The organism is Streptomyces sp. NPDC059008, from assembly GCF_042749045.1.
Classification (GTDB): Bacteria; Actinomycetota; Actinomycetes; order Streptomycetales; family Streptomycetaceae; genus Streptomyces.
Genome location: NZ_JBHYJC010000013.1, coordinates 73,647 through 96,300, shown reverse-complemented (window position 1 = coordinate 96,300; position 22,654 = coordinate 73,647). Strand labels below are relative to the sequence as shown.

18 protein-coding genes and 1 pseudogene are annotated in these 22,654 nt (G+C 71.6%); 8 read left to right on the top strand and 11 right to left on the bottom strand.

What is annotated here, in order from left to right:
- Positions 1–9: 9 nt before the first annotated feature.
- A complete protein-coding gene (gene acnA / locus ACFWZH_RS18135) occupies positions 10–2,724 on the bottom strand; it encodes an aconitate hydratase AcnA (protein ID WP_384431475.1) in 2,715 nt (904 codons plus the stop codon).
- A 431-nt stretch (positions 2,725–3,155) separates the two neighbouring features.
- Here acnA and sigJ point away from each other — a divergent pair.
- Positions 3,156–4,039 (top strand): annotated as a pseudogene (gene sigJ / locus ACFWZH_RS18130) (RNA polymerase sigma factor SigJ).
- A 32-nt stretch (positions 4,040–4,071) separates the two neighbouring features.
- Here the strand turns inward: sigJ and ACFWZH_RS18125 are convergent.
- From ACFWZH_RS18125 to ACFWZH_RS18115, 3 genes are all read right to left on the bottom strand, one after another.
- The gene (locus tag ACFWZH_RS18125; RefSeq protein WP_384431472.1) at positions 4,072–4,899 is read right to left on the bottom strand and encodes a hypothetical protein; all 828 of its coding nucleotides are present in this window, start codon (positions 4,897–4,899) and stop codon (positions 4,072–4,074) included.
- Between the two features lie 92 nt (positions 4,900–4,991).
- Positions 4,992–5,351, bottom strand: a complete 360-nt coding sequence (locus ACFWZH_RS18120) for a GntR family transcriptional regulator (RefSeq protein ID WP_384431469.1) — start codon at positions 5,349–5,351, stop codon at positions 4,992–4,994.
- Between the two features lies 1 nt (position 5,352).
- Positions 5,353–6,348 carry a DUF1648 domain-containing protein gene (locus ACFWZH_RS18115; RefSeq protein ID WP_384431467.1) on the bottom strand — a complete coding sequence of 332 codons (996 nt, stop codon included), beginning with the start codon at positions 6,346–6,348 and terminating at the stop codon, positions 5,353–5,355.
- Positions 6,349–6,445: 97 nt separating this feature from the next.
- Here ACFWZH_RS18115 and ACFWZH_RS18110 point away from each other — a divergent pair, with 97 nt between their 5' ends.
- Positions 6,446–7,975, top strand: a complete 1,530-nt coding sequence (locus ACFWZH_RS18110; protein WP_384431464.1) for a helix-turn-helix domain-containing protein — start codon at positions 6,446–6,448, stop codon at positions 7,973–7,975.
- 238 nt (positions 7,976–8,213) lie between these two features.
- Here ACFWZH_RS18110 and ACFWZH_RS18105 read toward each other — a convergent pair whose 3' ends face one another.
- On the bottom strand, positions 8,214–8,546 hold the full coding sequence (locus ACFWZH_RS18105; protein WP_384431461.1) for a hypothetical protein: 333 nt from the start codon (positions 8,544–8,546) through the stop codon (positions 8,214–8,216).
- 312 nt (positions 8,547–8,858) lie between these two features.
- Positions 8,859–9,665: a VOC family protein gene (locus ACFWZH_RS18100; protein WP_384431458.1), complete on the bottom strand. Its 807-nt coding sequence runs from the start codon at positions 9,663–9,665 to the stop codon at positions 8,859–8,861.
- A 241-nt stretch (positions 9,666–9,906) separates the two neighbouring features.
- Between ACFWZH_RS18100 and ACFWZH_RS18095 the strand changes: the two genes are divergently transcribed.
- A complete protein-coding gene (locus ACFWZH_RS18095; RefSeq protein ID WP_384431455.1) occupies positions 9,907–10,455 on the top strand; it encodes a hypothetical protein in 549 nt (182 codons plus the stop codon).
- 57 nt (positions 10,456–10,512) lie between these two features.
- On the opposite strand, the gene ACFWZH_RS18090 is transcribed toward ACFWZH_RS18095, so the two are convergent.
- Complete coding sequence (locus tag ACFWZH_RS18090; RefSeq protein WP_384431452.1) at positions 10,513–11,640, bottom strand: acyl-CoA dehydrogenase family protein; 1,128 nt, start codon at positions 11,638–11,640, stop codon at positions 10,513–10,515.
- A gap of 176 nt (positions 11,641–11,816) precedes the next feature.
- Between ACFWZH_RS18090 and ACFWZH_RS18085 the strand changes: the two genes are divergently transcribed.
- A complete protein-coding gene (locus tag ACFWZH_RS18085; RefSeq protein WP_384431449.1) occupies positions 11,817–13,415 on the top strand; it encodes an AMP-binding protein in 1,599 nt (532 codons plus the stop codon).
- A gap of 174 nt (positions 13,416–13,589) precedes the next feature.
- The gene (locus tag ACFWZH_RS18080) at positions 13,590–14,438 is read left to right on the top strand and encodes a PaaX family transcriptional regulator C-terminal domain-containing protein (protein ID WP_384431446.1); all 849 of its coding nucleotides are present in this window, start codon (positions 13,590–13,592) and stop codon (positions 14,436–14,438) included.
- Positions 14,439–14,453: 15 nt separating this feature from the next.
- Here the strand turns inward: ACFWZH_RS18080 and ACFWZH_RS18075 are convergent, their stop codons facing one another.
- Complete coding sequence (locus ACFWZH_RS18075) at positions 14,454–15,218, bottom strand: HAD family hydrolase (protein ID WP_384431444.1); 765 nt, start codon at positions 15,216–15,218, stop codon at positions 14,454–14,456.
- Positions 15,219–15,689: 471 nt separating this feature from the next.
- On the opposite strand from ACFWZH_RS18075, the gene ACFWZH_RS18070 reads away from it, so the two are divergent.
- Positions 15,690–16,334, top strand: a complete 645-nt coding sequence (locus ACFWZH_RS18070; RefSeq protein ID WP_384431440.1) for a TetR family transcriptional regulator — start codon at positions 15,690–15,692, stop codon at positions 16,332–16,334.
- Positions 16,335–16,381: 47 nt separating this feature from the next.
- On the opposite strand, the gene ACFWZH_RS18065 is transcribed toward ACFWZH_RS18070, so the two are convergent.
- Positions 16,382–17,401: an MDR family NADP-dependent oxidoreductase gene (locus tag ACFWZH_RS18065; RefSeq protein WP_384431438.1), complete on the bottom strand. Its 1,020-nt coding sequence runs from the start codon at positions 17,399–17,401 to the stop codon at positions 16,382–16,384.
- Between the two features lie 149 nt (positions 17,402–17,550).
- Between ACFWZH_RS18065 and ACFWZH_RS18060 the strand changes: the two genes are divergently transcribed.
- Both ACFWZH_RS18060 and ACFWZH_RS18055 read left to right on the top strand, forming a co-directional pair.
- A complete protein-coding gene (locus ACFWZH_RS18060) occupies positions 17,551–18,168 on the top strand; it encodes a ScbR family autoregulator-binding transcription factor (protein WP_384431435.1) in 618 nt (205 codons plus the stop codon).
- 246 nt (positions 18,169–18,414) lie between these two features.
- On the top strand, positions 18,415–19,329 hold the full coding sequence (locus ACFWZH_RS18055; RefSeq protein ID WP_384431432.1) for a ScbA/BarX family gamma-butyrolactone biosynthesis protein: 915 nt from the start codon (positions 18,415–18,417) through the stop codon (positions 19,327–19,329).
- 75 nt (positions 19,330–19,404) lie between these two features.
- Here ACFWZH_RS18055 and ACFWZH_RS18050 read toward each other — a convergent pair whose 3' ends face one another.
- Positions 19,405–21,729 carry a bifunctional salicylyl-CoA 5-hydroxylase/oxidoreductase gene (locus tag ACFWZH_RS18050; RefSeq protein ID WP_384431429.1) on the bottom strand — a complete coding sequence of 775 codons (2,325 nt, stop codon included), beginning with the start codon at positions 21,727–21,729 and terminating at the stop codon, positions 19,405–19,407.
- The gene (locus ACFWZH_RS18045; RefSeq protein WP_384431426.1) at positions 21,714–22,541 is read right to left on the bottom strand and encodes an enoyl-CoA hydratase family protein; all 828 of its coding nucleotides are present in this window, start codon (positions 22,539–22,541) and stop codon (positions 21,714–21,716) included. Before ACFWZH_RS18045 ends, ACFWZH_RS18050 begins: the two co-directional genes overlap by 16 nt.
- Between the last annotated feature and the right edge of the window lie 113 nt (positions 22,542–22,654).

Here is a 22,654-nt window from a genome sequence, read left to right as displayed (position 1 = left end):
CGGTGGTGCTTACTTACGGATGAGCGACCGCAGCACGTACTGCATGATGCCGCCGTTGCGGTAGTAGTCCGCCTCGCCGGGGGTGTCGATGCGCACGACCGCGTCGAACTCGACGCCGGTGTCGGTGGTGACCTTCACCGTGCGCGGCGTGGTGCCGTTGTTGAGCTCCTCGACGCCGGTGAAGGAGAAGGTCTCCTCGCCGGTCAGACCGAGGGAGTCGGCGGACTGCCCCTCCGGGAACTGCAGCGGCAGGACGCCCATGCCGATGAGGTTCGAGCGGTGGATGCGCTCGTAGGACTCGGTGATGACGGCCTTGACGCCGAGCAGCGCGGTGCCCTTGGCGGCCCAGTCGCGGGACGAGCCGGAGCCGTACTCCTTGCCGCCCAGGATCACCAGCGGGGTGCCCTGCTCGATGTAGTTGCGCGAGGCGTCGTAGATGAAGGAGACCGGCCCGTCGGCCTGCGTGAAGTCGCGGGTGTAGCCGCCCTCGGTGCCCGGCGCGAGCTGGTTGCGCAGGCGGATGTTGGCGAACGTGCCGCGGATCATGACCTCGTGGTTACCACGGCGGGAGCCGTAGGAGTTGAAGTCACGACGCTCCACGCCGTGCTCGGTCAGGTACTGACCGGCCGGGGTGTCGGCCTTGATCGCACCGGCCGGGGAGATGTGGTCGGTGGTGACCGAGTCGCCGAGCTTGGCGAGCACGCGCGCACCGGCGATGTCCTGGACCGGCGCCGGCTCCATCGCCATGCCCTCGAAGTACGGGGGCTTGCGGACGTAGGTGGACTCGGTGTCCCACTCGAAGGTGTTGCCGGTCGGGATCGGCAGCGCCTGCCACTGGGCGTCGCCCGCGAAGACGTCCTGGTAGGACTTGTTGAACATGTCCTCGCCGATGGCGTTGGCGACGACGTCGTTGACCTCGGCCTCGGTCGGCCAGATGTCGGCCAGGTAGACCGGCTTGCCGTCCTGGTCGGTGCCGAGCGCGTCCTTGGTGATGTCGACCTTCATCGAACCCGCGAGCGCGTACGCGACGACCAGCGGCGGGGACGCCAGGTAGTTCATCTTGACGTCGGGGTTGATCCGGCCCTCGAAGTTGCGGTTGCCGGAGAGCACCGAGGTCACGGCCAGGTCGTGCTCGTTGACGGCCTTGGAGACCTCCTCCGGCAGCGGGCCGGAGTTGCCGATGCAGGTGGTGCAGCCGTAGCCGACGAGGTTGAAGCCGACCTTGTCGAGGTACGGGGTCAGACCGGCCTTGTCGAAGTAGTCGGTGACGACCTTCGAGCCGGGCGCCAGGGTGGTCTTGACCCACGGCTTGCGGGACAGGCCCTTCTCGACCGCCTTCTTGGCCACCAGCGCGGCGGCGACCATGACGTACGGGTTCGAGGTGTTGGTGCAGGAGGTGATGGCCGCGACCGTCACCGCACCGTGGTCGATCTCGTAGGTCGAGCCGTCGGGGGCGGTGACCGTGGTCGGGCGGGTCGGCACGCCGTTGGTGGCGGCCGGGGCGTCGGAGGCCGGGAAGGACTCCTGGCCCGCCTCGTCGGCGTCCGACACGTAGTTCAGGACGTCGCGCTCGAACTGCGACGCGGCCTCGGCGAGGACGATGCGGTCCTGCGGGCGCTTGGGACCGGCGATCGACGGAACGACCGTCGACAGGTCCAGCTCCAGCTTCTCGGAGAAGTCGGGCTCGGCGGCCGGGTCGAGCCAGAGGCCCTGCTCCTTGGCGTACGCCTCGACGAGCGCGACCTGCTGGGCGTCACGGCCGGTCAGGCGCAGGTAGTTCAGGGTCTCGTCGTCGATCGGGAAGATCGCCGCGGTGGAGCCGAACTCCGGCGACATGTTGCCGATGGTGGCGCGGTTGGCGAGCGAGGTGGCGGCGACGCCCTCACCGTAGAACTCGACGAACTTGCCGACGACACCGTGCTTGCGCAGCATCTCGGTGATCGTGAGCACGAGGTCCGTGGCGGTGGTGCCGGCGGGCAGCTCACCGGTCAGCTTGAAGCCGACGACGCGCGGGATGAGCATGGAGACCGGCTGGCCGAGCATGGCGGCCTCGGCCTCGATGCCGCCGACGCCCCAGCCCAGGACGCCCAGGCCGTTGACCATCGTGGTGTGCGAGTCGGTGCCGACCAGGGTGTCGGGGTAGGCCTGGCCGTTGCGGACCATGACCGTACGGGCCAGCTTCTCGATGTTGACCTGGTGGACGATGCCGGTGCCCGGGGGGACGACCTTGAACTCGTCGAAGGCGGTCTGGCCCCAGCGCAGGAACTGGTAGCGCTCCTTGTTGCGGCCGTACTCCAGCTCGACGTTCTGCTTGAAGGCGTCGTTCGTGCCGAACTTGTCGGCGATGACGGAGTGGTCGATGACCAGCTCGGCCGGCGCGAGCGGGTTGATCTTCGCCGGGTCGCCGCCCAGCTCCTTCACGGCCTCACGCATGGTCGCGAGGTCCACGACACACGGGACGCCGGTGAAGTCCTGCATGATCACGCGGGCCGGCGTGAACTGGATCTCCTGGCTGGGCTGGGCCTGCGAGTCCCAGCCACCGAGCGCCCGGATGTGGTCGGCGGTGATGTTCGCGCCGTCCTCGGTGCGGAGCAGGTTCTCCAGCAGCACCTTCAGGCTGTACGGCAGACGGGCGGCGCCCTCCACCTTGTCCAGCCGGAAGATCTCGTACGACTCGTCGCCCACCTGCAGCGTGCTGCGGGCGTCGAAGCTGTTCGCCGACACGACAGTCTCCTTCATGCATGAATTCGCGCGTACCACCGCAATCCTGCCGTCACAGGTCCTTGCCCCATCCGCTAAGGTGAGCCTAAGTTAGGCATGCCTTACTGGCGCGGCAGCGGTACGCCTCTCGGCAGATATCTCGATGTCGAGATAACTCTAGTACATCGTCGCGGCGGGGTCATGCCCTGACGGGCGCCGATGACTCCCCGCGCAATCCGGTCACTGTCTCCTCGAACGCCGTCCAAAAGGACACGCCCGCGCCCGGAGATCTCCGTACTGACCTGGACGACCTGCCGGTAGGCCGCCGGAGCGGCGTCCCGCGCCTGGATGGCGATGTCGCGCACATCACCCTTGTCATGATCGTTGTCAGGTCACATCCGACCCGCCGCATACGTCATGGTGATGACGGATCATGACGGGGAGGCAGCAGACCGGTGAACGATCACGAGTGGCTGGCGGCGCGGTTCGAGGAGAACCGGAGTCATCTGCGGGCGGTGGCCTACCGCATGCTCGGCTCGCTCAGTGAGGCGGACGACGCCGTCCAGGAGGCCTGGCTGCGGCTGAGCCGGTCCGGCGCCGAGAACGTGGAGAACCTGGGCGGCTGGCTGACAACCGTCGTCGGGCGGGTGTGCCTGGACCAGCTGCGGATGCGCAAGGCACGGCGCGAGGACCCCTCGACACGCACGTCCCCGAGCCGGTCGTGAGCCGCCTGGACTCCGTCGATCCGGAGAACGAGGCGGTGCTGGCCGACTCGGTCGGGCTCGCGCTGCTGGTCGTCCTGGAGACCCTCACCCCCGTCGAGCGGCTCGCCTTCGTCCTGCACGACATGTTCGCGATGCCCTTCGACGAGATCGCGCCGATCGTCGACCGCACGCCCGCCGCCACCCGGCAGCTCGCCAGCCGGGCGCGCCGTCGCGTCCAGGGCACCGCCCCGGCCGCGGACACCGATCCCGCCCGCCAGCGGGAGGTGGTGGACGCCTTCCTCGCCGCCTCGCGCGGTGGCGACTTCGAGGCGCTGCTCGCCGTCCTCGATCCGGACGTGGTGCTGCGCGCCGACGCCGGTGCGGGGCCCGGCGGCCTGTCGAAGCTGGTCCACGGGGCACGGTCGGTCGTCGGACAGGCGCTGTTGTTCTCCCGGTTCGCCCCCTTCGCACGGCCGGCGCTGGTCAACGGCGCTGCGGGACTCGTCACGGTGGTGGAGGGCGAGCCGTTCTCCGTCATGGCCTTCACCGTCGCGCACGGGAAGGTCGTCGAGATCAACATCCTCGCCGACCGCGCGCGGCTGCGACGACTGGATCTGACGTCTCTCGACGACTGAGTCACGCGCGACCCATGACAGGCCGGACCGGCTCAGCAGCTGGGGACCGAGCCGCCCTTGGCCAGCGCGCGCAGCGCCTGCACCGCGCTCTTGAGGGTGGTGACGGGGACCAGCCGCAGCCCCTCCGGGGCCGGCCGCACCGCAGCGCACTCCGCTTTCGGCACGAGGAAGACGCTCGCTCCGTCGCGCCTGGCCGCCTGCGTCTTCAGCGCCGCTCCGCCGACCGCGCCCACCGTCCCGTCGGCGTCGATCGTGCCCGTACCGGCGATGCTGCGGCCGCCGGTGAGGTCCCCGCCGCTGCCGTCGCCGTCCAGCTTGTCGACGATGCCGAGCGAGAACATCAATCCGGCGCTGGGCCCGCCCACACCGTCGAGGCGGAGCTCCACCTTCACCCGGCCCGGGTCCTTCCCCAGCAGTCCGAGCGCGGCCGCGGTGGCGGCACGCTGGGAGGTCTTCATGTCCGCGAGGTTGTGCCGCGCTATCTCCGCATCGGACATCCCGGCCGGAAACACGGCGTCCTTGGGCATCACCGCGCGATCCGTACGGAACCAGCCGTCGATCACCTCTCCCCAGCGGACGGTGACCTGCGGCCCGGTCGCCTGGATCGCCGCCATCCGCAGCTGACCGGTGGTCCTGCGCACCGGTGCGCCGGTGATGGAGATGACCTCGCCACCACGGTCCGAGCCCAGCACATCCGTGGTCTGTCCGGGCCGTGCAACGGAGTACGGAAGCGGTGCCAGGCCGACGACGGCCAGCAGCACCACGAGCGGCACGGCGCTGAGCGCGAGGACCCGGGCACGGACGCGCGAGGGGCTGCCTGGGCGGACCGGAGTTCCGTCAGGGGAAAGGCGAGTGATCACGTAGTCAATCTAGGTCAGGGCGTATGACCGGGTTCGCGCGCCCTGAGGGCGAGGCCGGCGGAGACGGCGTACGGACAGGCCGCCGCCCCGGCTCACTTGCCCGCCAGGCCCACCCGTACCACCGTCACGATCTCCTCGTCGGAGAGCCCCAGATGGCGGGCCTGCGCGATCAGGCGCTGGGCGGCCTCGCCGAGGCGGGCGCGCGCGGGGGTGGCGATGCCGGTGACCACCGCGCCGCGGCCGCGGCGGAGTTCGATCAGGCCCTCCTCCTTGAGGCGCTGATAGCCGCGCAGCACGGTGTGGACGTTCACCCCGAGGGACGCGGCGAGTTCGCGGGCGGCCGGCAGCCGCTCCCCGGTGCCCACCGTGCCGTCGGCGATGGCGCCGCGGACCGAGGCGGCGATCTGGTCGCCGAGCGGGACGGACGAGCCGGGGTCCACCCGGAAAAGCACCTCAGCCTCCTTGCCGCGGGCGCGCGCGGTCCGCGTAGGTGTTGAGCAGCGCGGCGGCGGTCGCCGCGTCGTCCACCGTGACGACGAACTCCCGGCCGCTGGTCAGCCGTACCGCGATTCCCTCACCCGAACGCAGCACCAGGCCGCTGCCGCGGCCCCGGACACGGTAACCCCAGCCGCCGAACTCGCCGAAGCAGTCGACCCGGCGGCTGGTGGCCTCGGCCACGCGGTCCGGGCCGATGCGCCGGAACCTGATGCCGAAGGCCTGCGGCAGCGCCGGCGCGAGGGTCAGACCGCGGCGGTCGACGGTCACCCGTACCGACGTGACGGCGAGGCACACCGTCCCGCTGAGGACGAGGATCAGGCAGGAGAACCAACTGCCGAGGACGCCGGTGGCGAGCCCGCCGCAGAGCACCAGCCCGCCCAGCGCCATCAGCGGGGGCGAGCTGATGGTGCGTGACCAGCCGGCCGTCGTGCCCGCCGGGAGGTCGAGCCGGGGCGCGTCGCCCGCCGGCCGGCGGGGCGGGCGGGGTGCGGCGCCGGCGAGCAGACGGCCCAGCACGCCGGCGAGCAGGGCGACCGGGATCGTCAGCAGCACCTGCCACAGCGGCAGCCGTACGGCCGAGGCGTCGGCGGCGCCCGCGTTGCCGAGCAGGGTGAGGCAGAGCGCGTAACCGATACCGGCGGCGACGGCGTATCCGGTCGCGATCACCCACGGGGCCGCCGTGGCGAGCTTGGGCACCTCGCCGAGCAGGGTGAAGACGACGCCCAGGGCGAGCAGGGCGAGGAGAGGGCCCGTCAGAAAGCCGTGGGTGGCGGAGAAGCCGTCGGCCCGGCCGGCGGCGTCGAAATGGGTGGCGAGCGGGTCGGGCAGCCGGGTGGAGACGGAGGCGTGGACCGCGGTGGCCGTCGCGGCGGCGACGACGAAGGGAAATGCGGCAATAAGCGGACGAAGTATGGCCTTTAACGGCAGAGACGGACGAGGAGCGCGCTTCATATGCGTGGTGACCACCCTTCAGTTGTTTGCATATTAGTAGAACAATCTAGCCACCATCAATTGCGCATCCATCTCATATCTGAGATACGGTCGGCCCATGGCAGACGACTACCTCGTACGCATCGGCAAGCTCATCCGCGACGCCCGACAGCATCGCGGCTGGACGCAGACGCAACTCGCGGAGGCGCTCGGCACCAGCCAGAGTGCGGTGAACCGCATCGAGCGCGGGAATCAAAACATCAGCCTTGAGATGATCGCCCGTATCGGTGAAGCACTCGACAGCGAAATCGTGTCGCTCGGCTACGCCGGACCGATGCATCTGCGTGTGGTCGGCGGCCGCCGGCTGTCCGGCAGCATCGACGTGAAGACGAGCAAGAACGCCTGCGTCGCGCTGCTGTGCGCCACGCTGCTGAACGCGGGGCGCACCACTCTGCGCAGGGTGGCCCGCATCGAGGAGGTCTACCGCATCCTCGAAGTACTGGGCAGCATCGGCGTGCGCACCCGGTGGATCAACGACGGCAACGACCTGGAGATCGTGCCGCCCGCGGAGCTCGACCTCGACGCGATGGACACCGAGGCGGCCCGCCGCACCCGCAGCGTCATCATGTTCCTCGGCCCGCTGCTGCACCGGATGGACCACTTCAAGCTGCCGTACGCGGGCGGTTGCGACCTCGGCACCCGGACCGTGACCCCGCACATGACGGCGCTGCGCCACTTCGGGCTGGAGATCACCGCGACCGACGGCACCTACCTCGCCGAGGTCGACCGCAGCGTCGCCCCCAAGCGGGCCATCGTCCTGACCGAGCGCGGCGACACCGTCACCGAGAACGCGCTACTGGCCGCCGCCCGGCACGACGGCGTCACGGTGATCCGCAACGCCTCCTCCAACTACATGGTCCAGGACCTCTGCTTCTTCCTGGAGGAGTTGGGCGTCAGGGTCGACGGCATCGGCACGACCACCCTGACCGTCCACGGCACCGCCCACATCGAACGCGATGTGGACTTCGCGCCCTCCGAGGACCCGGTCGAGGCGATGAGCCTGCTGGCGGCGGCGGTCGTCACCGAGTCGGAGCTGACGATCCGCCGGGTCCCGGTGGAGTTCCTGGAGATCGAGCTGGCGGTCCTGGAGGAGATGGGCCTGGACCACGAGCGCAGCACGGAGTACCCCGCGGACAACGGCCGCACCCGGCTCATCGATCTGACCGTCCGCCCCTCCAAGCTCCAGGCCCCGCTGGACAAGATCCACCCGATGCCCTTCCCGGGCCTGAACATCGACAACGTCCCCTTCTTCGCGGCCATCGCCGCCAGCGCCCAGGGCCAGACCCTGATCCACGACTGGGTCTACGACAACCGCGCGATCTACCTCACCGACCTCAACCGGCTCGGCGCCCAGGTCAAACTCCTCGACCCGCACCGGGTCCTGGTGGACGGCCCGACCCGCTGGCGCTCCTCGGAAATGATGTGCCCCCCGGCCCTGCGCCCGGCCGTCGTGGTCCTGCTCGCCATGATGGCCGCCGAGGGCACGTCCGTACTGCGCAACGTCTATGTCATCAACCGCGGTTACGAGGACCTGGCGGAGCGACTCAACTCGATCGGGGCGCAGATCGAGATCTTCCGGGACATCTGACGAGAGGATTCCGCCGCGCCAGAGGCGGCGGATTCCCCGGTACGTGGCCACCTGACCGGTGCCACCTGCCCCGGGCCCGAACGACGAACACTGACCAGGATTCCCCCGGGAAGCCTGGTCAGTGGTCTTTCAGCTGCCCGTCAGGGGCCGGGCGAGGACGCCCGGCCCCTGACGAAGGGTGAAAGCGGGCCCTGGGCACCCGGCCGGTGACGCGGATACCCGGGGCCGTTGCGGACTCTTAGTAGTCCTTGTCTTCCTTGCCGTCCTTGTCGTCCTTGCCGCCGCCGTCGGCGAATGCGTTGTTGCAGCCCATCGACGAGCCCATGGTGGTGGACTGCGCGCCCGGGGAGCCCTCGCCGCCGAGCGCGTTGCCCAGCACGCCGTTGAGGATGCCGACCTCGCCGAGTACGTCGACGTTCAGGTCGTGCGACCGGCAGGAGCTGCCCTGCTTGATGTTGAACTCGTTGCCGCCCCTGTGCTTCCCGCCGTCGGCGGAGGCCGAGCCGGCGCCGAGGAAGGCGACGCTGCCGAGGACGGCCGCCACGACGGCAGCCTTACGAAGCTTGTGCATGTCATCTCCGGTGTTCTGAACGGATGCGATCAGTAATTGATCAACCTCGTACAGTTACGAAAGGCTAATCGGAAATTCCCAGTCCGCATTGAGCGACGCGCCGAATCTGTGCGCGGCCGCGGCAAGCCGGGCCGCGGCGGCCGGGCTGAACGCCGCTTGCGTCGCGCCGCGTTCGTGCAGCGTGGGATACGGGGGAGGTGCGGCCGGGTGCCGGTGCCTGTGAGCCTTTCGGCGGTGGGGCCTTCGGGGCGCGGTGTGTGAGGAGTCGGGGCGGGAGGGGCGTCGTCGAACGTCGGGGAGGGTGAAGGGCGGTCAGCCCAGCGCGCCCGCCTGCGGTGTGAGGACGACGAACTCCGCGCCCGAGGAGTCGGTGCAGACCGCCAGCCGGCCGACGTCCTCGGCGGTTTCCGGCCCCATCGACAGCGTGCCGCCGTTGCCCGTCACCAGCCCGACCGTGGCATCGCAGTCCTTCGAGACGAACACCGGGTGCCAGTACGGCTTTCCGCCGGGCCCGAGCAGATCGGCGGGGACGCCGATGAGGCCGCCGTGCATCCGTTTCTCGCTGCAGTTCGCGGGGCGGAGCAGGGTGTAGGTGCCGCCGCCCGCGGGGAGCTGCATGTCCTGGGTGTGCCAGCCGAAGACGGTCCGGTAGAAGGTCTGCGCGGCGGCCGGGTCGGTGGTGTACAGCTCTGTCCAGCCCAGAGTGCCCGGGGCGTCCGCGGCCTCGATACCGGGATATCTCGCCGGCTGCCAGACGGCGAAGTCCGCGCCCTGCGGATCCGTGAGCTGGGCGAGCCGGCCGTCGTCCGCCCCCACCGGGGCCGGCGCCGAGCGGACCGAGCCGCCCGCTGCCGCCACCGCCTCGACCGTGGCATCCGCGTCAGGGGTGTGGAAGTAGATCGTCCAGGCGGAACGGGCGCCGTCCTCGGTGAGCGGGCCGACCGCGCCGACCGCCTTCCCGTCGAGCCGGAAGAGGGTGTATCCGCTCGCGCCCTGCTCACCGTGCGGTTCGGCCCGCCAGCCGAACACCGCTCGGTAGAAGGCCGCCGCGACCTCGACATCGGGCGCGCCAAGATCGATCCAGCACGGGGAGCCAGGGACGAAGTCAGTAGTGATCATGACGATTCCCTTCGCGGATCCTTCGTGATTTCAGCCTGACATCCGCCACTGACACTCGCCCGTCGGCCGCCCACCGCCCGGGATTCGGCCTCCGGGCGTCCGCTTGCTAGCCTGACGCGCGCTCGTCAAGGAATTCCGTCGAGGAGACCGGCGAGCGCGTCATCATTCGGCTACGCGTACGGCTACGCGTACGCAGCGGCCGCCCACGGAGGCGGCCGCTTGTCACGGGGGAGAACTCGGGATGAAGATTCGCCATGTTCGCGCTGTCGCCGTCTGCGCACTGGTGGTCGTCGCGCTGACCGGTGCGCGCGGTTCGCACGGTGGCGGCTGCGGCGGCAGCCACAGCTCCAGCAGCAGCTCCAGCAGCTCCGGCGGCGAGTACAGCTCCGGCAGCACGTCCAGCGGCGGATACAGCAGCTCCGGCAGCACCACCAGCGGCACCACCACCACTGGCACGACCACCGGTTCGCCGTCCTCCGGATCCACCACCCCGCCCGAGTCGGACATCCGCATCACCGACTGCCAGGTCGACAGCGCGTCCTCCACGCTGACCGCCAAGCTGAGCGTGACCAACGGCAACACCACGAGCCCCGCGACCTACAACGGCAGCGTGCGGTTCACCGACGCCTCCGGCGGCTACGTCGGCGTCGTGCAGATCTCGTCGCTCAAGGTGGCCGCCGGCCAGACCCTGCCCACCACGGTGACCGGCACGTTCATCAAGAGCCCCAGCGAGCAGGGCACGTTGTCCGGCAAGTGCACGCTGGGCAGCGTGTGGAAGGTCAACGGCTGAGGCCGGCAGCGATCGGGCCGCGCGGCGGAGTCCGGTACCGGCACGGGCGGTTGACGTTCAGTGCCGGTACAGCTCCTTGGCGATGATGGAGCGCTGCACCTCCGTCGCGCCCTCGTAGATGCGCGGGGCGCGGACCTCCCGGTAGAGGTGCTCCAGGAGGTGGCCGCGGCGCAGCGCGCGGGCGCCGTGGATCTGGACCGCGGCGTCGACCACGTACTGGGCGGTCTCGGTCGCCAGCAGTTTGGCCATGGCCGAGCGGCGGGCGATGTCCGGGGCACCGGTGTCGTATGCGGAGGCGGCCGCGTACACCAGCAGGCGGGCGGACTCGACCCGGGTGGCCATCTCGGCGAGCTGGTGGCCCACGGACTGCAGGTCCTTCAGCGGACCGCCGAACGCGGTGCGCGCGCCCGCGTGCGCCAGCGCCGCGTCCAGCGCGGCCTGCGCCATACCGACCGCGAAGGCGCCCACGCTCGGCCGGAAGAGGTTGAGGGTGGCCATCGCGACGGCGAACCCGCCGCCCACCTCGCCCAGCACATCCGCCCTGGTCACCGGCGTACCGTCGCACACCAGCGTCCCGATGGGGTGCGGGCTGAGCATGTCCAGGTGCTCGCCGGTCAGTCCCGGCCGGTCGGCGGGGACGAGGAAGGCGGTGACGCCGCGCGCGCCCGCCGCGCCCCCGGTGCGGGCGAAGACGGTGGCGAAGTCGGCCTCGGGGGCGTTGGAGATCCAGCACTTCTCCCCGGTCAGCCGCCAGGCGTCCGGGCCGTCCGGCTCGGCGGCCAGGGACAGCGCGGCGGCGTCCGAACCGGCGCCGGGCTCGCTCAGCGCGAAGGACGCGACGGCGCGCCCGGCGGCCACCTCGGGCAGCCAGCGGGCACGTTGGGCATCGGTGCCGGCCTGGACGATCGGGTAGGCGCCCAGGCCCTGGAGCGCGAGCGCGGTCTCCGCCTCCGTGCACTCCTGGGCGAGGCACTCCCGCAGCAGACACAGATCCAGGGCGCGCAGCGCTCCGTCGGCGGGGAACAGGCGGCGCAGCAGGCCCAGTTCGCCGAGGGCGGCGACCAGCGGACGGTTGACCCGGCCCGCCGCGCCCTTCTCCGCCAGCGGACTCAGCCGTTCGGCCGTCATGGCGCGCAGCTCGGCGCACCATTGCCGCTCGTCCGGTCCCAGCGCGAATACAGTCACGAGGCGGCTCCCTGGTAGCGGTCCTCTATCGCGGTCTGTTGACTGCCGTCACCAACACGTTACGCTGACGAAGCATCCGAACGGCAGTCCTCGACCACTCGTCGCACCGGCCCCGGCCGGCCGGACGAGCAGCCAACCGAGTCGGCCACCCGGCCGCCCTAGGGGGCGCATCCGCCATGGAGCTACGGTCCTCGGCCCACGCCGACACCTTCGCGCGCGACCGGCTGCCGCCCCGCGAGCAGTGGCCGCACCTCACCGACCTGGGCTACCCCGACCGCCTGAACTGCGGCGCCGAACTGCTCGACGGCACCATCGCACGGCTCGGCGCGGACCGTCCCGCGGTGCGCGACGCGAGCGGGCCGGTGTGGACCTACGGGCAGCTGCGGGCACAGGTCGACGCGATCGCCCGGGTGCTCACCGACCGGCTCGGGGTGCTGCCGGGCAACCGCGTGCTGCTGCGCGGCCCCACCACCCCGTGGCTGGCCGCCTGCTGGCTCGCCGTGATGAAGGCGGGGGCGGTCGCGGTGACCGTCCTGGCCGCGCAGCGCCCGAAAGAACTCGCCACGATCTGCGAGATCGCCCAGGTGCGGTACGCGCTGTGCGACGCCCGCTGCGTCGACGACCTCGCCGCGGCCGGGGTCCCAGGGCTGCGGATCACGACCTACGGCGGGGACGGGCCGGACGATCTGCGCCGGCTCGCCCGGCCCGGCGCGCCGTACACCGCGGTGGCGACCGCGGCCGACGACGTCGCGCTGATCGCCTTCACCTCGGGCACCACCGGCCGCCCCAAGGGCTGCCTGCACTTCCACCGCGATGTGCTCGCCATCGCGGACACCTTCTCGGCACAGGTGCTGCGCCCGACCCCTGACGACGTGTTCGCCGGCAGCCCGCCTCTGGGATTCACCTTCGGCCTCGGCGGGCTGGTGGTCTTCCCGCTGCGGGCCGGTGCCTCGACGCTGCTCGCCGACTGGGGCGGGCCCGGACGGCTGCTCGCCGACATCGCGGCACACCGCGTGTCGGTGCTGTTCACCGCGCCGACCGCCTACCGGGCGATGCTGTCCGAACTCGACGGGCACGACGTCTCCTCGCTGCGCCGGTGCGTGTCGGCCGGCGAGAACCTGCCCACCGCGACCTGGCAGTCCTGGTACGGGGCGACCGGCCTGCGGATCATCAACGGCATCGGCGCCACGGAGCTGCTGCACATCTTCATCTCGGCCGCCGACGAGGCGATCCGGCCGGGTACGACGGGGCTGCCGGTGCCGGGTTTCCAGGCCCGGGTGGTGGGCACGGACGGCACGCCGCTACCGGACGGCGAACCGGGCCTGCTGGCCGTACGCGGCCCGACCGGCTGCCGCTACCTCGCGGACGCCCGGCAGACCGCGTACGTCCGCGACGGCTGGAACCTCACCGGTGACACCTATGTCCGCGAGCCCGACGGCTACTTCCGCTACGTCGCCCGCGCGGACGACATGATCATCTCGGCCGGCTACAACATCGCCGGCCCCGAGGTGGAGGACGCCCTGCTCCAGCACCCCGACGTGACCGAGGCCGCGGTGGTCGGGCGGGCCGACGAGGACCGCGGACAGGTCGTCGTCGCCCATGTCGTGCTGCGGGCCGGCGTCCCCGAGGGAGAGGACACCGTCGCCGCGCTGCGCGCCTTCACCAAGACCCGTATCGCGCCCTACAAATGCCCCCGCGAGATCGTCTTCCACACCACCCTCCCCCGCACCCCCACGGGCAAGCTCCAGCGCTTCCGACTCCGCACGCCCCTCTAGGGTCTGTCCGATGAGCCAGGGCCGGGTCCGCGACGTCTGGCACGGCACCTCGCGGCGTTGCCGAAACGTCCCGAGAGCTCCGCTATCGAGACGCTCCGGCGCCTTGCGATGCACCGCACCAGACGCCGCGGCCTTTCCGACCCTGACCCATCGGACAGACCCTAGAGTGACCCGGTGACCGACCAGCAAACACAGCACACCCCGCGGTCCCTGATCGTCACGTTCTACGGCGCCTACGGGCGCGGCGAGCCGGGCGTGACGGGCGAGACGGCTGTGGTGCCGGTCGCCGCGCTGATCCGGCTGCTCGGGGTGCTCGGGGTGGATCCGCCGTCGGTGCGCTCCGCGGTCTCCCGGCTCAAGCGGCGCGGGCTGCTGGTCCCCGCGCGTACGGCCACCGGGGCGGCCGCCTACGGACTGTCCGACGCGGCCCGCGAGCTCCTGGAGGACGGCGACCGACGGATCTTCGGCCGGCCGGCCGCGCGGACCTCGGACGGCTGGGTACTGGCCGTGTTCTCCGTCCCCGAGCAGGAGCGGCACAAACGGCACCTGCTCCGCTCCCGGCTGGCCCGGCTCGGCTTCGGCACCGCCGCGCCGGGCGTGTGGATCGCGCCCGCACAGCTCTACGAGGAGACCCGGCACACCCTGCAACGGCTGCAACTGGCCCCGTACGTCGATCTGTTCACCGGCACGCACGCCGGTTTCGCCGCCACGGCGGACGCGGTGGCACGCTGGTGGGACCTGGACGCCATCGCCGCGCAGTACCGCGCCTTCCTCGACGAACAGGAGCCGGTCCTGCGGCGCTGGTCACGACGGCGCACGGTGCCGCCGGAGGCTGCCTACCACGACTATCTGCTGGCCCTGGACGCCTGGCGCCACCTGCCGTACGCCGATCCCGGTCTGCCCTCTCCCCTCCTTCCGGAGGACTGGCCGGGTGGCCGCGCGGCAGAGGTGTTCAGCAGGCTGCACGGCATGCTGCGGACCACCGGCGCCCGTTACGCGCACCAGGCGACGGCCGGTCCGTAAGGCGCCGTCCGCGGTTCAGCGGCGGCGCTGCTGGGCCCCCACCGCGACGGCCGGCCGCGGCCTGGCAGCGGCGATCACCGAGACCACGTCCTTGAACGAACTGCACATCCGGGTGCCGGCGACCGCGGCGAGCTCACCGAACGTGCCGACGCCGTAGGTCACCGCGACCGGCGCCATGCGCGCGGTGACCGCCATCCTCATGTCCCCCACGGTGTCCCCCACATACGCGCTCTGCCAGGGCGCGACGCCCAGCCGGCCGGCCGCCCGCAGCACCATCTCCGGGTGCGGCTTGCCACGCCGGACCATGTCCTGGCCGATGACCGGGCCGACCAGGTCGCGGATGCCCATGACGTCGAGCAGCGCCTCGGCACTGCGGGTGGTCTTGGACGTGGCGACGGCGAGCTCGACACCATGGGCGCGCAGCGCGGACAGCCCCGCCGTCACACCGGGGAAGAGCAGCTGCGGCCCCTGGCACAGCACCTCGTAGGCGAACAGCTCGCGGTAGCGGGAGATGGCGGCCTGCACCCGGCCGTCGTCCTCGGGCTTGCCCAGCAGCCGACCGAAGGCCGGGCCGGGGGGTTTGCCGATGGCCGAGGCCGCCTGCCGCGCGGTCACCGAACAGCCCTGCTCCGAGGCAACCTTGACCAGCAGTTTGCTGATTGCGGGCAGGGTGTTTGCCAGGGTGCCGTCCAGATCGAAGACGGCGGCCCTGATCGTCTCGCCTCCTGCGCCCCGTGCGCCTCTCGCGGGACGTTCGCCGACTTCCATTGCTACGCGCATGGCTGGAGACCTTTCCGGATTCCGATGGGGGTGCGGGGTGCGGGGTGCGGGGATTCGGGTGACGTGGCCGGCTCTGCTGGTTGGGCGGCCTGCGGTCGGCGACGGGTAAGGGGCAGAGGCGGTCTCGCCATGGCGCACACGCTGTCCAAGGGCGGTACGCGACCGTCGCGGCGGCTACATCGGAACGGATCGTCCCGTTTACCGCCTTCGGAGATTTAAAAACCGCCTGCGCTGTTTGTCAATGTGCCTTTGTCACATCCTGACGGGTCGACAACGCTTCCCCGCAAGGCCAGACTGGCGACACAGGGCCCGCAGGCGCCACCGGAGGCCCGGAATCCGCGGCCGGACATCAGCTTCTCGCCAGGGCGCACCAGTTCAGGCCATTCACCCCGACCATATCGAACCGCATGGTTGGTTTTCTATGTAGACTGCAATCAGCTTCGCAGCCGTACTAGAGACGGGACGGACACCGTGCCCACCCAGCATCGCGCCATCCAGAGCCGCCAGGCACTCATCCGCTCGGCCGCAGAGACCTTCCTGGAGAAGGGGGTTCCCGCCGCGGGCATGGTCGAGATCAGCCGGCGGGCCCGGCTGAGCAAAGGAGCCCTCTACTTCCACTTCACGTCCAAGGACGACCTCACCCTCGCGGTGCGCGACGCCGCACTCGCCACCCTGCAGGAGATCGAGAACGGCTTCGCCCGCTCCCCGCGGCCGCTGGCGACCGCCGTGCAGGACTTCGCCGTCGAGCTGTTCAGCCGGGTGGAGTCGGACGCCGTACTGCGCGCCGGTTTGCGCCTGCGGCCGGAGACCGCACCGGGTCTTGGCATCTACGCCCTGGAGCAGCGCTGGTACGCGCTCTTCCTCGACAAGGCGGTGACCTGCGGGACCGGCGAGCCGGGCCGGCCGAGCGCGGCGGAGGCACCGGACGCCGAACCGCGCCGCACCGCCCAGCTGCTGACCTCGATCGTGGTGGGTCTGCTGCATCTGGGCGGCGAGGACGGGACGTGGTGGGACCGGGAGGCCGTGGTCGGCCTGTGGGGGCTGCTGTCGGCCTCGGCGGAGCGGCTCCCGGCCGCCGGCGTCCCGGAGCCGGCACACGCCCCGGCCGCCGGCTGACCCGGCGGGCCGTCAGGGGCCGTACGCCACGAGCGGGCGCGGGCGGATCACAACTCGACCAGCACGGCCCCGATATGGCGGCCCTCGGTGAGCTCGCACAGCGCCCGCGGGGCCTGCTCGATGCCCTTCAGCAGGGCGTGCGGGAAGACCAGGGAGCCGTCCCGCAGGCCCTGACCGAACTCCTTCGCCCACTCCTGCGGCAGATCCGGGTGTGCATGCAGCCCGAAACCGCGCAGCGCCACCCGCCGCGTGATGATCAGCGCCGTGTCCAGCTCCACCGGGGCGGTGCTGCCGCCGGTCGCGCCCAGCTGGCTGGAGAGCGCGCCGACCAGCGCGAAGCGGGCGTCGGGGCGGGCCACCGCGAGTGCCGCGGTCAACTGCTCGCCGCCCACGGTGTCGAGCAGTACGTCGATGCCGTCCGGGGCCGCCCGGCGCAGCTGCCGCTCGATCGGGCCGGCGCCGCGCACGATGGTGTCGTCGTACCCCAACTCGGCGCGCAGCCGGGCGGCCTTGCGCTCCGAGCCGGTGCTGCCGACCACCCGGGCGGCGCCCAGTCGGCGCGCCAGCTGCCCGGCCATACTGCCCACGCCGCCGGCCGCGCCGGAGACGAACACGGTGTCCCCCGGGCGGACTTCGGCGGCCCGGCGCAGCGCGCCCCAGGCCGTCGCGCCCTGGGAGAGGTGCGCGGCGGGATCCGGTAGCGCGTCCAGGTCGAGCCGGCGTACCTGCGACTCGTCGACCACCGCGAACTCCCGCCATCCGTAACGGTGGTGGACCAGTTCGCCGGGCGTGAAGCCGCCGCCGGGCGCCGCCACCACCTGACCGATCGCGGAGCCCCACAGCGCCTGACCCGGTACGAAGGGCGGCATCGGCTTCGAGTCGCCGGACATCTGCATCCGCATCGCCGCGGTCACCGCCATCAGGCGCGTACGCACCAGGACCTGCCCCGGCTGCGGTTCGGGCAGCGGCACCTCGGCCACCACGAAGTGCCTGCTGGTCAGCTCTCCTTCGGCGTGGCGGGCGAGCCGGATCTCGCGCTGCGCGGCAGGCAGAGCGGTGGGGGACATCGGACAGCTCCTAGAAGTCGTCGTACACGCCACGGCGCGCAGATTCAATACCGCCTGGTTGGCTTCTTTATGATGCCGAAAGAGACTGCGCGGCCAAGGCGACGGGTCGCACTCGGCGCAACTCCAAGAGAGCATACGGAGGCTGTTCGGTGGTCAAGCAGGAACGTGCAGTGCGCACCCGGCGCGCGGTCCTCGAAGCCGCGGCTCACGTCATCGGCAGCCGGGGGTACCAGGCCGCCACCATGGCCGAGATCATCCAGCGTGCCGGGGTCACCAAAGGAGCCGTGTACTTCCACTTCACCTCCAAGGGCGCACTGGCCCGCGCGGTCATCACCGAGCAGGCCGACCCGTTCCTTCCGCAGGTCAGCGACTCCCGGTTGCAGGACGCCATCGACTTCACCCACCGGGTGGCGCTGGCGCTGCGCAGCGACCCGCTGCTGCAGGCGGGCACCCGTATCGCGGTCGAGACGACGTTCAGCGACGAGCCGCTGGTCCCCTACCAGGCCTGGACCGACATCATCAGCACGATGTTCCGCGAGGCCCGGGACAAAGGGGAGTTGCTGCCCGGTGTGGTGCCGGACCGGGCCGCCGAGTTCTTCGTCGCCGCCTATATGGGCGTGCAGTTGTTCTCCCGCGCCGCGACCAACCGCGCCGATCTCCCCGAGCGGGTCACGGCGCTGTGGAAGCACACCCTGCCGGGTCTCGCCTCGCCGGGCGCGATGAGCCATCTGGACCCGCACGGCCGCGCGGCACGGGTCTCCGTCTGACGTCCGCCCGTCCGGTTTCGCCGCCCTTCCGAGCCTGGCCGAGGAGCGCCCCTTAGCACTGGTGAACCCACCGCATGGTCCGTATCTTGGAGCCGCGGGGACCGCCAGCGCGGCTCGGCCCTTCCGGGCGCCGGGAGCCGCACTTCAGAGAGGACACCTATGGCCAGAGCCATCCTCGTGCCGTCGTCTCCGGATCAGCGCCACGACGGCAGAGGCGGGTTCGCCGACGAAAACCGAACGTCCCCTTTGAGTACCACCGCACCGCAGGGGTACGGCCGTCGTGCGGCGGTACCCGAGGTGTTCCTGACCAACTGGCGACGGGACACCGCCGACGGCTGGGTCGTCAGCGCCCGATGGCCGCGCGCACACGGCTTCTACGGACCGGTCGACGGGCGTGAGCGGCTGCACGACCCGCTGCTGCTGGTCGAGACCGTGCGGCAGGCCGGGATACTGCTCAGCCATCTCGCCCACCGCGTACCGCTCGACCACCCGATCACCTGGCAGCGGATCCACTACGACCTCGCGCCGCAGGCGCTGAGCACGGCCGCCGCGCCGGCGGAGGTGGAACTGCACGTCACCGACCATGAGGTGGTCCGCCGCGGCAAGCGGCTGCTCAGCGCGCGCCAGGAGTTCCGGGTGCGGTGCGACGGCGCCGAACTGGCCTCCGCGACGCTCGACTACGCATGCCACAGCCCGGCGGTCTACCGCCGGCTGCGCGGCAGGTACAGCGAGCTCACGCCGGCCAACGCCCGCAGGCTGCCGCTGCCCGCGCCCGTCTCCCCGCAGCTGGTCGCCCGGGCCCGCGAGCACGACGTGGTGCTCTCGCCCACCGGCCGCCCCGACCTGTGGCGCCTGCGGGTGGACACCTCTCATCCGGTGCTCTTCGACCAGCCCGCCGACCACGCCCCCGGCATGCTGATGATCGAGGCCGCCCGCCAGGCCGCGCAGGCGGCGACGCCGGGGGTCACCGTGCCGATAGCGATGGAGTGCACCTTCGAGCGGTACGCCGAACTGGACGCGCCGTGCTGGGTACGGGCGCGGACCGCCACGGAGCCGGCCGCGGCGCAGGACCGTGACGGCCGCATGCCGGTCGACGTGGCCGTGGAACAGCACGGCAAACCGGTGATCGCGGCGCGTGTCACCAGCCTGCCGATTCCCTGAGGCGCCGCCGTAGGGACGCCGGAGGTCCACCGTGTCCTCCACGGACGGCCCCGCCCCGCTGCCCGTGTCTCCCCGTCACCGCAGCGTGAGGCGGGGCTTCGGCGCGTCGGTACGACCGGTGGGCGGGGTACGGCTGCCCGCCTGGTACGGCGGCGGCCACGGGGCGCCCGGCCCGGTGTACCCCTGCTCCGCGGCGGCGTGCAGCGTCCAGTGCGGGTCGTACAGATGGGGCCTGGCCAGCGCGCACAGGTCCGCGCGCCCGGCGAGCACCAGGGAGTTGACGTCGTCCCAGGAGGAGATCGCGCCGACCGCGATGACCGGCACCCCCAGGGTGTTGCGGATGCGGTCGGCGAACGGCGTCTGGTACGAGCGGCCGAAGTCGGGGCGCTCGTCGGCCACGACCTGCCCGGTGGAGACGTCGATGGCGTCGGCACCGTGCTCGGCGAAGGCCGCCGCCATGGCCACGGCGTCCTCGGCGGTGGTGCCGCCCTCCGCCCAGTCGGTCGCGGAGATGCGGACCGTCATCGGGCGGTCCTCCGGCCACAGTTCGCGGATCGCGTCGAAGACTTCGAGGGGGAAACGCAGGCGCCGGGAGAGGGAACCGCCGTAGGCGTCGGTGCGTTGATTGGTCAGCGGGGAGAGGAATCCGGACAGCAGATAGCCGTGGGCGCAGTGCAGTTCCAGCAGATCGAAGCCGCAGTCGACGGCGCGGCGCGCGGCGGAGGTGAACTGGCTCCGGATCGTGGTGAGTTCGCCCGCGGTCAGCTCGTGGGGGCGCTGGCTGCCGGGCTTGTACGGAAGGGGGGATGCCGCCACGAGAGGCCAGTTGCCGTCGTCGAGGGGTTCGTCGATGCCGTCCCACATCAGCTTGGTGGAGCCCTTGCGGCCCGAGTGGCCGAGCTGGAGGCCGATCGCGGTGCCGGGCGCCTGGGTGTGCACGAAGTCGGTGACGCGGCGCCAGGCGGCTGCCTGATGAGGGGTGTAGAGCCCGGCGCAGCCCGGTGTGATGCGCCCCTCTTCGCTGACGCACACCATCTCGGTCATCACCAGGCCCGCCCCGCCCAGGGCCCGGGCGCCCAGGTGGACGAGGTGGAAGTCCCCGGGGACGCCGTCCCGCGCCGAGTACATGTCCATCGGCGAGACGACCACGCGGTTGCGCAGGGTCAGCGAGCGCAGCCGGAAGGGCGTGAACATCGGCGGGGTGCCGGCGGGCGTGTCCGCCTCGCCCTCGACGGCCGCGACGAATCCGGGGTCGCGCAGCCTCAGGTTGTCGTGGGTGACCCGGCGGCTTCGGGTCAGGAGGTTGAAGGCGAACTGGCGGGGCGGCTGGCCGATGTAGGTGGCCAGCTCCTCGAACCAGGCCAGGCTGGCGCGGGCGGCGCGCTGGGTGGAGGCGACGACGGGGCGGCGCTCCGCCTCGTAGGCGGCCAGCGCACCGGCGGTGTCGGGCTGCTCCTGGAGGCAGGCGGCCAGCGCCAGCGCGTCCTCGACGGCGAGCTTGGTGCCGGAGCCGATGGAGAAGTGCGCGGTGTGCGCGGCGTCGCCGAGCAGCACCGTATTGCCGTGTGACCAGCGGTCGTTGACGACCGTGCGAAAGGCGGTCCAGCTGGAGTTGTTGGAGCGCAGCGGTCTGCCGCCGAGCGCGTCGGTGAAGGTCTTGGCGCACCATTCGGCGGATGCGCGCGCATCGCAGCGGTCCAGTCCGGCCGACCGCCAGACCTCCTCGCGCATCTCGACGATGACGGTGCTGGCGCCGCTCGGGCACGGCGTTCCGGAGGGCGGGAGGTCGGCCGGCGGGCGGGCGTAGGGGTAGGCGTGCAGCTGGGCCACACCGTGCTCGGTCTCGGCGATCTCGAAGCGGAAGGCGTCGAAGGCGAAGTCGGCGGCGAGCCAGATGTAGCGGCAGCGGTGGGTGGTCAGCCGCGGCCGGAAGGCGTCGGCGTGCGCGGTGCGGGTCGCGCTGTGCACCCCGTCCGCGGCGATCACCAGGTCGTGGGCGCGGGCCAGCTCGGCGGCGGGCGGCGCCTCGGTGCGAAAGCGCAGGTCGATGCCGAGGTCGCGGCAGCGCCGGTGCAGTACGGCCAGCAGCCGGCGCCGTCCGAGCGCCGCGAAGCCGTGTCCGCCCGAGGTGAGGGTGCGGCCCCGGTGCACGATGTCGATGTCGTCCCAGCGTACGAACTCCGCCTGGAGTGCGCGGTAGACCTCCGGGTCGGCGTGCTCGATGCCGCCGAGGGTCTCGTCGGAGAGCACGACGCCGAAGCCGAACGTGTCGTCGGGGGCGTTGCGCTCCCATACGGTGATCTCGCGGCGGGGATCGAGCCGTTTGAGGAGCGCCGCCGAGTACAGCCCGCCCGGTCCGCCGCCGATGACGGCGACCCGCACGGCTACTTCCCCTGCCACTTGGGCGCCCGCTTCTCCATGAAGGCGGCGTGGAACTCGGCGTAGTCGGCGCTGTTCATCAGCAGCGCCTGGGTGGCGGCGTCCATCTCCACCGCGGCGGCCAGCGGCAGATCGAGCTCGGCGGTGAGCAGCGCCTTGGTCTGGGCGTGCGCCAGCGCGGGCCCCTCGGCGAGCCGGCGGGCGAGCGCGGCGGCCGCCTGGTCGGCGTGGCCCTCCTCCGCCAACTCGCTGATCAGGCCGAGCCGTTCGGCCTCGGGCGCGCGTACGGCGTCGCCGAGCATCAGCAGCCGGGTGGCGTGGCCCAGCCCGATGACGCGGGGCAGCAGATAGGCCGCGCCCATGTCGCCGCCGGACAGTCCGACCCGGGTGAAGAGGAAGGCGAAGCGGGCCGAGGGGTCGGCGACGCGGAAGTCCGCGGCCAGCGCCAGCACCGCGCCGGCGCCGGCCGCGACGCCGTGCACGGCCGCGATCACCGGGAACGGGCACTCCCGCAGCGCCCGTACGACCTGGCCGGTCATCCGGTTGAAGTCCAGCAGCTGTGCGGTGTCCATGCCCAGGGTGGCGCCGATGATCTCCTCGACGTCACCGCCGGAGCAGAATCCGCGGCCTTCCCCGGCGAGCACCAGGGCGCGTACGGAGCGCTCCCTGGACAGCTCCGTCAGCAGGTCGCGGAGGTCGGCGTAGGCCTCGAAGGTGAGTGCGTTGAGCTTCTCCGGGCGCGCCAGGGTGACCGTGGCGATCCCGTCCTTCCTGGTCACGCGGATGTGCTGCCAGGAGTCTGTGCTGCGGGCGGATCCTGTGAACGGGCTCATCGGACTGCCTGCCCCCTTTGGCGGGTCGGCCGGTGGATGCTCTTCCGGATGCCCTTCGAAGTTATCACCGCTTTGTGACTGTCGTCACGATGGCGCGATACGCCGTTTCTCGG

What these genes read in the sequence shown, in the direction of transcription:
- ACFWZH_RS18115 (WP_384431467.1), bottom strand. Translation starts at nt 6,348, where the DNA reads ATGAAGCGCGCTCCTCGTCCGTCTCTGCCGTTAAAGGCCATACTTCGT.
- ACFWZH_RS18110 (WP_384431464.1), top strand. Translation starts at nt 6,446, where the DNA reads ATGGCAGACGACTACCTCGTACGCATCGGCAAGCTCATCCGCGACGCC.
- ACFWZH_RS18105 (WP_384431461.1), bottom strand. Translation starts at nt 8,546, where the DNA reads ATGCACAAGCTTCGTAAGGCTGCCGTCGTGGCGGCCGTCCTCGGCAGC.
- ACFWZH_RS18100 (WP_384431458.1), bottom strand. Translation starts at nt 9,665, where the DNA reads ATGATCACTACTGACTTCGTCCCTGGCTCCCCGTGCTGGATCGATCTT.
- ACFWZH_RS18095 (WP_384431455.1), top strand. Translation starts at nt 9,907, where the DNA reads ATGAAGATTCGCCATGTTCGCGCTGTCGCCGTCTGCGCACTGGTGGTC.
- ACFWZH_RS18085 (WP_384431449.1), top strand. Translation starts at nt 11,817, where the DNA reads ATGGAGCTACGGTCCTCGGCCCACGCCGACACCTTCGCGCGCGACCGG.
- ACFWZH_RS18075 (WP_384431444.1), bottom strand. Translation starts at nt 15,218, where the DNA reads ATGCGCGTAGCAATGGAAGTCGGCGAACGTCCCGCGAGAGGCGCACGG.
- ACFWZH_RS18065 (WP_384431438.1), bottom strand. Translation starts at nt 17,401, where the DNA reads ATGTCCCCCACCGCTCTGCCTGCCGCGCAGCGCGAGATCCGGCTCGCC.
- ACFWZH_RS18045 (WP_384431426.1), bottom strand. Translation starts at nt 22,541, where the DNA reads ATGAGCCCGTTCACAGGATCCGCCCGCAGCACAGACTCCTGGCAGCAC.